Below are 9,883 nucleotides of genomic sequence, written 5' to 3'. Positions count from 1 at the left end.
GCCTGTCGCGGGGCGGAATTTGCCGCGGGGGGGCTTGCGCGGCGGGCCGCTTCGTCCTTTTCCTGCATGCGTGCTGCCCCCTGCCTCTGCCCTGATCGAATGGTATGACCGTCACCGCCGCGCGCTGCCGTGGCGCGAGGCGGTGCGTGATCCCTACCGCATATGGCTCTCCGAAGTCATGTTGCAGCAGACGACGGTCGCCACCGTCGCGCCGCGCTGGCGCCGCTTCCTCGAACGCTTCCCCTCGGTCCAGGCGCTGGCCGCCGCCCCCTGGGCGGAGGTCGCCGAGGAATGGGCCGGGCTGGGCTACTACGCCCGCGCCCGCAACCTGCATGCCTGCGCCCAGGCGGTGGCCGCCCGCGGCGGCTTCCCGGACACGGTGGAGGGGCTGCGCGCCTTGCCGGGTATCGGCGCCTATACCGCGGCCGCCGTCGGCGCCATCGCCTTCGACCGCGCCGTGGTGCCGCTGGACGGCAATGTCGAGCGGGTGACCAGCCGGGTCGAGGCGGTGGACGAGCCGCTGCCGGGCGCCCGGCCGCGTCTGGCGGCCCTCGCCCAGGGCTGGATGGCCCAGGCCGCCGCCGTGGCCAGGCCCGCCGATTTCGTCCAGGCGCTGTTCGACCTGGGTGCGACCATCTGCACCCCGCGCAAGCCGGCCTGCGCGATCTGCCCCTGGACCGGCGATTGCGCCGGGCAGCGTGCCGGCATCGCCGAGACGCTGCCGCGCAAGGTGGCCAAGCGCGCCCGCCCGGTGAAGGCCGGCGTCCACTTTTTGCTCCTCGACGCCCAGGGGCGGATCCTGCTGCGCCGGCGACCGCCTTCGGGCCTGCTGGGCGGGATGCTCGGCCTGCCGGGCACGCCCTGGCGCGAGGAGGCTTGGCCGCTGCGGGAGGCGCTGGAACATGCCCCCGCTTTGCTGCCCTGGCAGGCGCTGCCCGGCGAGGCGCGGCATGGTTTCACCCATTTCGAGCTGCGCATGACGCTGCTGGCCGCGGTCGCGCCGCCCGGGCTGAATGCCGAGGGCGAATGGCTGACCGCCGAGGCCGCTTCGCTGGCCCTGCCGGGCGCGATGCAGCGGCTGATGGTGCTGGCGGAACCGGTGCTGGCGCATGGCCTTGCCGACCATGGCGCCGCCGTGGCAAGCGGGGCGCCGCGCGCGTCCCTCCTGGGCGGCGTCGAATAAAAGAACGGGACGCCCCGCATGATGCAGCTTTCCACCCTCGCAGCCCGCAGCCGCCTGGCTTTCGCGGGCTTCGCCCTGCTGGGCTCGGCCGCGCTGGCGGCCTCCGCGCAGATCACCCTGCCGATGTGGCCGGTGCCGGCGACCATGCAGACCCTGGTGGTGCTGCTGCTCGGCGCGCTGGGCGGGTCGCGGGTCGGCGTCGCCGCGGTGCTGCTCTACCTGGCCGAGGGCGCCATGGGCCTGCCGGTCTTCGCCGGCGGTGCCGCCGGCCCCGCCGCGCTGATGGGCCCGACGGCCGGCTTCCTGTTCGGCTTCCTGCCGGCGGCCTGGCTGGCCGGCTTCGCGCAAGGCGGGCTGCCGCGCCAGGGTGGCGTGCTGCTGGCCGCCCACCTGCTGCTGTTCGTGCCGGGCGTCGCCTGGCTGGCGCAGTTCGTCGGGCTGGAGAAGGCGGCGATGGTCGGCTTCGTGCTGTTCATCCCGGGCACGCTGGTCAAGACCGGGCTGGCGCTGGCCACGCTGCGCGCCGCCGCGAAGTAGGCCGATTGTCGGGCGCCCGCGGGCGCCCGACGCAACCCGGCGTCGCGGCGCGGGTTCTTGTCATGGAACAGGACAAGAACAGGAGGCCGCTGCCATGACCGACGAAACGCCGTCCAACACCGTCAAGCCGCCGGAGAACTGGACCACCGGCGACGAGACCATGACCGGCGCCCAGGCCAGCTACCTGCAGACCCTCTGCGAGGAGGCGGGCGAGGAATTCGACCCTGGGCTGACCAAGGCCGAGGCCTCGCAGCGGATCGATGCCCTGCAGGGCAAGACCGGCCGCGGCCGGGATCACTGAGGGCGGCTCAGCCGCCCATGCTGGCGACGATCTCGCTGCGCAACTCGTCCAGCAGCCGCAGCGTGCCGTCGCGCCGCTCCAGGTGCCAGAACAGCCAGCCGTTGCAGGAGGGTGCCTCCTGCACGGCCGCGCCCACCTGGTGGATCGAGCCATGCGCCTTGCCGCAATGAAGCGAGCCGTCGGCGCCGACCTCGGCGGTGAAGCGGCGGTGGCGGTCGACCAGGCGGGCGCCGGGCGGCACCAGCCCGCGCTCGACCAGGGTGCCGAAGGGGATGCGCGGCTGCTCGCGCTTCGTCGGCAGCACCAGCGAGGCGCTTTCCGACAGCGGCTCGACCGCGGCGATGCGGGCGCGGGCGGCGGTGGCATAGGTCGGGTCGCGCTCGATGCCGATCCAGCGGCGGCCAAGCCGGCGCGCCACGGCCGCGGTGGTGCCGGAGCCGAGGAAGGGATCGAGCACCACGTCGCCCGGCGCGGTGCAGGACAGGATGACCCGGTGCAGCAGGGCCTCGGGCTTCTGGGTCGGGTGGACCTTCTTGCCATCGGCGTCGCGCAGCCGCTCGTTGCCGGTGCAGAGCGGGATGAACCAGTCGCTGCGCATCTGCACGTCGTCGTTCAGCGACTTCATGGCGGTGTAGTTGAAGCGGTAGCGGCTGTCCTGCCCGCGCGAGGCCCAGATCATGGTCTCATGCGCGTTGGTGAAGCGGCGGCCACGGAAATTCGGCATCGGATTGGCTTTCCGCCAGATCACGTCGTTCAGGATCCAGAAGTCGAGGTCCTGCAACGCGACGCCCAGGCGGAAGACATTGTGGTAGCTGCCGATCACCCAGATGGTGCCGTCCTTGCGCAGCACGCGCCGCGCCTCGGTCAGCCAGGCGCGGGTGAAGGCGTCATAGGCGGCCAGGTCGGAAAAACGGTCCCAGGCATCGTCGACGCCATCCACCACGCTCTCATCGGGGCGCCGCAGCTCGCCCTTGAGCTGCAGGTTGTAGGGCGGGTCCGCGAAGATGGCATGCACCGAGGCCGGCGGCAGCGCGCGCAGCATCTCGATGCAATCCCCCTCGAGGATGCAGTCCAACGGTAGATCCAGCCCCTTCCCCACGCGCGCAAAATCCCCCGGCGACTCGAAGGCGGACAATGCGCGGGGTGGAGTCGCGCCGTCAAGGAAGCCGAGTCGCCGTTTTCAACAGCCTACCCCCGCATTTTAACGGGGCGTGCGAGTCGGGCCGGCTATTGCCTTCGGCAAACCGCCTGATCAGAGCAGGCAAAGCTGGTCGACGGGGGCGAAGCCGCGGCGGTGATGCGGGCAGGGGCCCAGCCGCAGCAGCGCCGCGCGGTGCAGCGCGGTGGGGTAGCCGGCATGGCGGGCGAAGCCATAGCCGGGCCAGCGGCTGTCCAGCCGGGTCATGGCGCGGTCGCGCGTCACCTTGGCCAGGATCGAGGCGGCGGCGATCGACAGGCTGAGGGAATCGCCCTTCACCACGCAGCGCACCGGGCAGGTGAGCAGCGGCGGCGCATTGCCATCGACGAGGGCGATATCGGGCCGGATGCGCAGCCGGGCCACGGCGCGGAACATCGCCAGGTGGGTGGCGCGCAGGATGTTCAGCCGGCCGATCTCGGTGGCCGAGGCGGCGCCCACGGCGAAATCCAGCACGCCGGCCCGCGCCGCGGCGCGCAGCACGATGCAGGCGGCCTCCCGCTGCACGGCCGAGAGCTTCTTGCTGTCGTCGAGCAGCATCGCCAGCGTGTCGGGCGGCGGGCCATGGAAGATGACGGCCGCAGCCATGACCGGGCCGGCCAGCGGGCCGCGGCCCGCCTCGTCCACCCCGGCCACGCGGCCGCCGGCCGCCAGCTCCAACGCATAATCCGGCATTCAGTCGAGGCCCCTGGTCTCCAGCCGGTCCCCCGCGGCGAGCAGGCCGGGGGCGCCCGCGCGCAGGAAGGCGCGCGACGCGGCATCGCCGAGCCATAATCCGCGCAGGAAGGCCACCGCAAGGCCCGCGCTGCGCGGATGGTAGGTCGCCTCCTCCCAGCGCTCGCCGACGCCGCTCTCGCCGGCGAAGGAGGCATGGGTGGCGCCCTCCAGCACCGCCAGCGCCGCCGGGCCCGGCATGGCGTCATAGGGGATGCGCCGCGCCTCGGCCGAGGTGCCGCCCAGCCAGCTGTGGTCCTGGCTGCCGGTGACGAACAGCATGGGCGCGGTGACGCGGGCGAAGGCCAGGCGCGGCGGCAGCCCCTCGGGCGGCATCGGCGACAGCGCGACGCCGGCCGACAGCCGCGGATCGGGCAGGGCCAGGCCGCGATCGCCGCCGGGCAGCCGCTCGCCCAGCATGTGCTGGGTCAGCCAGGCGCCGTAGGAATGCCCGCCGATGCCGATTTTTTCGACGTTCACCCGGGATGCGAGGGAGGGCGCCGTGGCGATGGTGTCGAGGGCGAAGCGCACGTCGAGCAGCCGGTCCAGCGCGCGGTTGGCGTCGCTCGCCGCCGCCAGCAGGGTGGCCCGCCGGTCCGGCACGTCGCGCCACAGGCTGTCATCGGTGCCGGGATGCTGGATGTGGAGCGCGACGATGCCGGCCTCGGCCAGGGCCTGGCCCAGATAGGCCAGCCCCTCCCGCGAGCCGCCCAGGCCATGCGAGACGATCATCAGCGGCGCCGGGCCGGGCACATCAGGCAGCCGCAGCAGCACCGGCAGGCGGCGGTCGCGGGCCGGGTCGCGCCATTCCTCGCGCAGGAGGCGGGGCGGCGCCGCGGCGGCGGGAAGGGCGAGGAAAGGCAGCGCCAAAGGGGCCACGAGGGTGGCTCGACGGGTCAACATGGCGTTGCAGATGGGCCTGCCGCGCCGCCCTGGCGAGAGGGTGCATTGCGGCCCGGCTGCTTCTGCACCAGTTATGCCGCCCTTTTCATTGCCCTGGCCGCGACGCGCGGCCGGAAGGAACCCGCGCGATGACCACCGACCATCCGGTGCTGGCTCTGGAAGACCGCCTGGCCGCGGCGATGAAGGCAGGCGATGTCGCCACGCTGGACGGGCTGCTGGCCGAGGGGCTGGTCTTCATCGACCAGAATGGCCGCAGCCAGGGCAAGGCCGAGGACCTGGCGATCCACCGCTCCGGCCTGCTGCGGCTGGACCGGCTGGAGATCGCCGACCGCAAGCTGCGCGCCCTCGGCGAGGCGGCCGCGGTGGTGACGCTGCGCGCGAAGCTGGAGGGCCGCTTCCGCGGCGCCCATGTCGCCGGGCATTTTGCCTATACCCGCGTCTGGCAGAAGATCCTCGATCAGAAGACCGGCGAGGAGACCTGGCAGGTGGTGGCGGCGCATTGCTCCACCGTCGCCTGACCGGCCGCCCCGCCGGCGGCCGGCATCAGAGCTTGATGTCGTAGGTCTTCCAGGGCGTCAGCGTGGCGACGCGGTCATAGACGCCGCGGCCGCGATAGTTGTTCTCGGCGGTGATCCAGCGGATCACGCTCCAGCCCTTCTGGCGGCCGACATCGGCCACCGCGCCGATCAGGGCGTCGGCCACCCGCTGGCCGCGCGAGGCCGGGTCGACGAAGAGGTCGTCGAGGAAGCCGCCGATCGTCGCCGACAGCGGCCGGGCGAAGGGGCGGTAATGCGTGATGCCGACCGCGCGGCCAGCGCCGTCGATGGCGATGAAGCCATTGACCTCATGCGCCGGGTCGTGGATCCAGCCCCAGACGCGGGCGCGCATCTCTGACGTCTGCTCGGTGCGGTAGAATTCAGCATAGCCCTGGTACAGCCGCTCCCATTCCGGGCGGTGGCTGTCTTCCAGCGGCAGGATCTTCAGGCCGGGGTCGGGCATCGATGGGCTCCAGCGGCGCGGAACCGGAAGCCGGGGCCGCGCGTTTCAGGCATGAGGAAAGGCAAGGAATGCCGCGCCCATGCTGAACCAGAGCCGCGCCGAGGTCGAGACGCCGCGACGCCGCCTGCCACCGGTGCCGACCCCCGTCGCCGAGGCCCGCGCCGCCGGGCTGCGCCATGTCTCGGACGAAGGCCCCGGCATCACCCGCCGCCGCAGCGGCGCCGGCTGGAGCTTCCGCGGCCCCGACGGCCAGGCGATCCGCGACAAGGCGACCATCGCCCGGCTGAAGAAGCTGGCGGTGCCGCCGGCCTGGACCGGCGTCTGGCTGTGCCCGCGCGCCGACGGCCATATCCAGGCCACCGGCCGCGACGTGAAAGGGCGCAAGCAATACCGCTACCACCCCGACTGGCGGGTGGCGCGCGACGCCACGAAGTATCAGCACGTCATGGCCTTCGCCCGCTGCCTGCCCGGCCTGCGCGCCCGCATCGCCGAGGACATGGCGGCGCCCGGCCTCGGCCGGAGCAAGGTGCTGGCCACCGTGGCGCATCTGCTGGACTGCACGTTGATCCGTGTCGGCAACGAGGATTATGCCCAGGCCAATGGCAGCTATGGCCTGACCACGCTGCGGAACCGCCATGTCGCCATCGAGGGCGCCGAGCTGCGCTTCGCCTTCCGCGCCAAGAGCGGCAAGGACTGGAAGCTTTCCCTCCATGACCGCCGGGTGGCCAAGGTGGTGCGGGCCTGCCAGGACCTGCCCGGCCAGGCGCTGTTCCAGTACCTGGATGCCGACGGCGCCCGCCAGGGCATCGATTCCGCCGACGTCAACGACTACCTGCGTGAGATCACCGGCCGCGACATCACCGCGAAGGACTTCCGCACCTGGGCCGGCACCGTGCTGGCGGCGATGGCGCTGTCCGAATTCGAGCGCTTCGACAGCCAGGCCGCCGCCAAGCGCAACGTCAAGGCCGCCATCGAGCATGCCGCCACGCGCCTGGGCAACACGCCGACCATCTGCCGCAAATGCTATGTCCATCCGGAGGTGCTCGACAGCTACCTGCAGGGCAGCCTGCTGGTGCAGGTGAAGCAGCAGGTGGACGCCGCGCTGCGCGACGAGCTGCCGGCGCTGAAGCCGGAGGAGGCGGCCGTTCTGGCCTTCCTGCGCAAGCGTCTGAAGGCCGGCTGAAGCGCGCCGCCCCTCAAACAGCCAACAGACCAGAAAGAAGAAGGGGCCCAGGGGAATTCATTCCCCTGGCCTGCCCTTCAGCTGCGCCGCAGCACCAGCGCCGTGATGTCATCCGCCTGCGGCGCCCCGTTGACGAAGGCTTCCACCGACTGGAGCAGCGCCTCGACGACGCTGGCGGCGGGCCGGGTGGCGCAGGGCTCGAGGGCGGCCTCCAGCCTTTCGCGGCCGTAGAATTCGCTATGGGCGTCCTCGGCTTCGGTGACGCCGTCGCTGAACAGCAGCAGCGCCTCGCCGGGCGCGAGGGACAGCGGATCGCTGCCATAGGGGTAGTCTTCCAGCGCGCCCATGGCCGGCTGCCGGGTCAGCCCGGTCAGCGGCGCGATGCCGGCCGCCGAGAGGCGATAGGGCGCCTCGTGCCCGGCGACGCAGATGCGGCCCTGGCCGGTCGTGGCGTCCAGCACGGCGAGCGCGATGGTGACGAAGGTCAGGCTGTCATTGTCGCGGGCCAGGTCGTCATTGGCCCGGGTGATGATGGCGGCCGGGTCGGGGGTGGTGCCGTCGGCGGCCAGCAGCACCGCGGCGGCGCGGATCAGGCCCAGGCTGCGCGCCATGGTCAGGCCGGCTGGCGCCCCCTTGCCGGAGACATCGGCCACCGTGATCAGCAGGGTGTCCGGGTCGATGCGGAAGGCGTCGTAGAGGTCGCCGCCGACCTGGCGCGCCGGCACCATGGCGGCGCAGAGGTCGAGGCCGGCCGGCGCGATGGCGCGGAAGTCGCGCGGCACCAGGGACAGCTGCGCGGCGCGGGCGGATTCGAGCTCGGCCTCCAGCAGGGCCAGGCGCTGGTCGGCGAGGTCGCGCAGGCGCTTCTTCTCCAGCACCGCGCCGAGGCGGGCACGCAGCAGCGGCAGGTCGAAGGACTTCGGCAGGTAGTCCTCGGCGCCGAGCTCGATGCAGCGGACGATCTTCTCCATCTCGGTCAGCGCCGAGATGACGATGACCGGGGGCGCGGCGCCGCGGGCGGCGTGCAGCTGCTCCAGCACGGCGATGCCGTCCAGCCTGGGCATCTCCAGGTCCAGCAGCACCACGTCGAAGCGCTGGCGCTCGATGGCGGCCAGGCCCTGCTCGCCGTCTTCCGCCATGGTGATGTTGCTGTAGCCGAGCTCGCCCAGGCGGCGCTTCAGCATCAGCCGGTTGAAGCTGCTGTCGTCGACGATCAGCAGGGCGACGTCGGGCTGCGGCTCCACGGCGGCGCTCATGCCCCGCGCCCCGCCATGCTTTCGACCGCACTTCGCGTCTCGGTCGCCAGTTTCGCAAGATCGATCATGGTCACGGTGATCTCCTCGGCCGCGGTCGCGTTGGACTGGCCGATCCGGGTCAGGGTGCCGACACGCGCATGGATGTCGGTGACGGTGGCCTGCTGCTGCTCCATGGCGACCGCGATGGCGCCCGAGAGGCGCGCGCCCTCGACCACCAGCCGCTCCAGCGCGTCCATGTCCTCGCCGACGGCGGCCGCCGTGCCGCTGCCCTCACGGGTGCGGCGGCCGGCGATCAGCACCACGTCGGCGATCTCCTGCGCCAGGCTCTCGCTGCTGGTGGCGAGCGCCCGGACCTCCTCGGCGACGACGGCCAGGCCCCGGCCGTGCTCGCCGGCGCGGGCGGCCTCGATGGCGGCGTTGATTGCCAGGATATTGGTCTGCGTCGCGATCTTGGAGATGGTGGAGGCGATGCGGGTCACGCGCTCGGTGTCGTCGCCCACCGCATCGACCAGCTCGATCAGGCTGCGCACCTTGACCAGGTTGATGCCCAGCAGCGCCTTGGCGTGCTGCGCCTGGTCGTTCGAATCGGCGGTGGTGCGCACCACCTCGCGGATGGCGCTGGCCGATTGCGACAGCGCCTCGGCCACCTGGCGCAATTCCGACAGCTGGGTCATCGAGCCGTCGCTGACCTGGCCGATCGCGTCCGACGCCTGGGTGGTGGCGACCGCGGTGCGGCGGGCGTTCTCGGCCGCCTGCTCGGACAGGCTGCGGCTGGCCAGCAGCCCCTGCTTGAAGACCACGACGGCGCGGGCCATCTCGCCCAGCTGGTCGGCCCGCGCCGTCTCCGGCACGGCGCTGTCCAGCCGGCCCCGGGCCAGCCCCTCCATCGCGCCGCCGATGCGGCTGAGTGGGCGGGCGATCAGCGCCACCAGCACCACCAGGATCAGCGCGCAGCCGGCGAGGCCGGCGATGCCGGCGGCCAGCACGATGCGGCGCGCCTGCTCGGCCAGCTCGCGCGCGTCGCGCAGGCTGGCATCGCCGCGCTTCTGCACGAAGTCGCGCGCCGCGTTCGCCACCCTTGTATAGGTGGTCATGTAGTCCAGCCATTCTTCCTGCAGCGGTCCGAAGGCGCTGCGCTGGCGGGCGGCGAAGGCGGCGCGCACCTGCTCGACGAAGTCCGGCATGCGGGCGGCCATGTCGCGGCCGCCGCTGATCAGGATGGGGTCCAGCTCATGGCCCAGCAGGGCGTTGACCCGGGCGAAGCTGGCCAGGATCCGCTCGCCGCCGCGCACCATGCGGGGGGCCGCCGGCACCGGCTGCAGCACGCCGGCGATGACGCTGGCGAAGCCCGCGGAGAAATCGGCGACATGCTGGGTCAGCTCGTCGACGGCGGCATCGGCCGAGCGGTCGCGCACGCCGATCTGCTCGATCAGCGCGGCCTGGCGCTGGCCGGTGACCAGCGCCGTGCCGCTGAGCAGCAGGACGACACCCAGCATCAGCGCCGCGACCAGCACAGCGCGGGTGCCGATGCGCCCCATCCAGGCGGCGAGCCGCCCGCGGGAGGCCGCGCCGCCACGCAGCGCCCAGCCGCGGCGGGGGCCTTCGGGGGGGG

At 72.7% G+C, this 9,883-nt stretch carries 11 protein-coding genes; 5 read left to right on the top strand and 6 right to left on the bottom strand.

Annotated features, from left to right (window positions below; genetic code table 11):
* The first annotated feature begins 178 nt into the window (after nucleotides 1-178).
* The 3 genes from GVN67_RS30495 (at nucleotide 179) to GVN67_RS25780 (ending at nucleotide 2,021) form a co-directional block, all read left to right on the top strand.
* Nucleotides 179-1,183, top strand: coding sequence for an A/G-specific adenine glycosylase (locus GVN67_RS30495; RefSeq protein ID WP_304621472.1), 1,005 nt, complete (start codon nucleotides 179-181; stop codon nucleotides 1,181-1,183).
* An 18-nt stretch (nucleotides 1,184-1,201) separates the two neighbouring features.
* Nucleotides 1,202-1,720 carry a biotin transporter BioY gene (locus GVN67_RS25785; RefSeq protein ID WP_235035494.1) on the top strand — a complete coding sequence of 173 codons (519 nt, stop codon included), beginning with the start codon at nucleotides 1,202-1,204 and terminating at the stop codon, nucleotides 1,718-1,720.
* 94 nt (nucleotides 1,721-1,814) lie between these two features.
* Nucleotides 1,815-2,021 (top strand): DUF3072 domain-containing protein, encoded by a 207-nt coding sequence (locus tag GVN67_RS25780; RefSeq protein WP_160000186.1) that lies wholly within the window; start codon nucleotides 1,815-1,817, stop codon nucleotides 2,019-2,021.
* 7 nt (nucleotides 2,022-2,028) lie between these two features.
* On the opposite strand, the gene GVN67_RS25775 is transcribed toward GVN67_RS25780, so the two are convergent.
* The 3 genes from GVN67_RS25775 to GVN67_RS25765 all read right to left on the bottom strand — a co-directional run bounded on the left by GVN67_RS25775 (nucleotide 2,029) and on the right by GVN67_RS25765 (nucleotide 4,833).
* Complete coding sequence (locus GVN67_RS25775) at nucleotides 2,029-3,120, bottom strand: site-specific DNA-methyltransferase (protein ID WP_160000185.1); 1,092 nt, start codon at nucleotides 3,118-3,120, stop codon at nucleotides 2,029-2,031.
* Nucleotides 3,121-3,273: 153 nt separating this feature from the next.
* Nucleotides 3,274-3,891, bottom strand: coding sequence for a ribonuclease HII (locus GVN67_RS25770; protein ID WP_160000184.1), 618 nt, complete (start codon nucleotides 3,889-3,891; stop codon nucleotides 3,274-3,276).
* On the bottom strand, nucleotides 3,892-4,833 hold the full coding sequence (locus GVN67_RS25765) for an acetylhydrolase (RefSeq protein WP_160000183.1): 942 nt from the start codon (nucleotides 4,831-4,833) through the stop codon (nucleotides 3,892-3,894).
* 128 nt (nucleotides 4,834-4,961) lie between these two features.
* Between GVN67_RS25765 and GVN67_RS25760 the strand changes: the two genes are divergently transcribed.
* Nucleotides 4,962-5,351, top strand: a complete 390-nt coding sequence (locus GVN67_RS25760) for a nuclear transport factor 2 family protein (RefSeq protein WP_160000182.1) — start codon at nucleotides 4,962-4,964, stop codon at nucleotides 5,349-5,351.
* A gap of 25 nt (nucleotides 5,352-5,376) precedes the next feature.
* On the opposite strand, the gene GVN67_RS25755 is transcribed toward GVN67_RS25760, so the two are convergent.
* Nucleotides 5,377-5,832 carry a GNAT family N-acetyltransferase gene (locus GVN67_RS25755; RefSeq protein WP_160000181.1) on the bottom strand — a complete coding sequence of 152 codons (456 nt, stop codon included), beginning with the start codon at nucleotides 5,830-5,832 and terminating at the stop codon, nucleotides 5,377-5,379.
* 79 nt (nucleotides 5,833-5,911) lie between these two features.
* Here GVN67_RS25755 and GVN67_RS25750 point away from each other — a divergent pair, with 79 nt between their 5' ends.
* Entirely contained in the window at nucleotides 5,912-7,015 is a 1,104-nt protein-coding gene (locus tag GVN67_RS25750; RefSeq protein WP_160000180.1) for a DNA topoisomerase IB, read from the top strand.
* Between the two features lie 77 nt (nucleotides 7,016-7,092).
* On the opposite strand, the gene GVN67_RS25745 is transcribed toward GVN67_RS25750, so the two are convergent.
* Both GVN67_RS25745 and GVN67_RS25740 read right to left on the bottom strand, forming a co-directional pair.
* Entirely contained in the window at nucleotides 7,093-8,271 is a 1,179-nt protein-coding gene (locus GVN67_RS25745) for a PP2C family protein-serine/threonine phosphatase (RefSeq protein WP_160000179.1), read from the bottom strand.
* Nucleotides 8,268-9,883, bottom strand: a 1,616-nt coding sequence (locus GVN67_RS25740; protein WP_235035492.1) for a methyl-accepting chemotaxis protein, incomplete at its 5' end; no start/stop codon positions are given. The genes GVN67_RS25740 and GVN67_RS25745, both read right to left, overlap by 4 nt.

This window comes from Roseomonas sp. 18066, assembly GCF_902706185.1.
In the GTDB taxonomy this organism is placed as follows: domain Bacteria; phylum Pseudomonadota; class Alphaproteobacteria; order Acetobacterales; family Acetobacteraceae; genus Pseudoroseomonas.
Note: the sequence above shows the minus strand (reverse complement) of the source record. Positions and strands in the feature narration are given on the sequence as shown.

Coding starts and splice junctions, on each gene's coding strand:
- GVN67_RS30495 (WP_304621472.1), top strand. CDS start 179: ATGTTGCAGCAGACGACGGTCGCCACCGTCGCGCCGCGCTGGCGCCGC.
- GVN67_RS25785 (WP_235035494.1), top strand. CDS start 1,202: ATGATGCAGCTTTCCACCCTCGCAGCCCGCAGCCGCCTGGCTTTCGCG.
- GVN67_RS25780 (WP_160000186.1), top strand. CDS start 1,815: ATGACCGACGAAACGCCGTCCAACACCGTCAAGCCGCCGGAGAACTGG.
- GVN67_RS25770 (WP_160000184.1), bottom strand. CDS start 3,891: ATGCCGGATTATGCGTTGGAGCTGGCGGCCGGCGGCCGCGTGGCCGGG.
- GVN67_RS25765 (WP_160000183.1), bottom strand. CDS start 4,833: ATGTTGACCCGTCGAGCCACCCTCGTGGCCCCTTTGGCGCTGCCTTTC.
- GVN67_RS25760 (WP_160000182.1), top strand. CDS start 4,962: ATGACCACCGACCATCCGGTGCTGGCTCTGGAAGACCGCCTGGCCGCG.
- GVN67_RS25755 (WP_160000181.1), bottom strand. CDS start 5,832: ATGCCCGACCCCGGCCTGAAGATCCTGCCGCTGGAAGACAGCCACCGC.
- GVN67_RS25750 (WP_160000180.1), top strand. CDS start 5,912: ATGCTGAACCAGAGCCGCGCCGAGGTCGAGACGCCGCGACGCCGCCTG.
- GVN67_RS25745 (WP_160000179.1), bottom strand. CDS start 8,271: ATGAGCGCCGCCGTGGAGCCGCAGCCCGACGTCGCCCTGCTGATCGTC.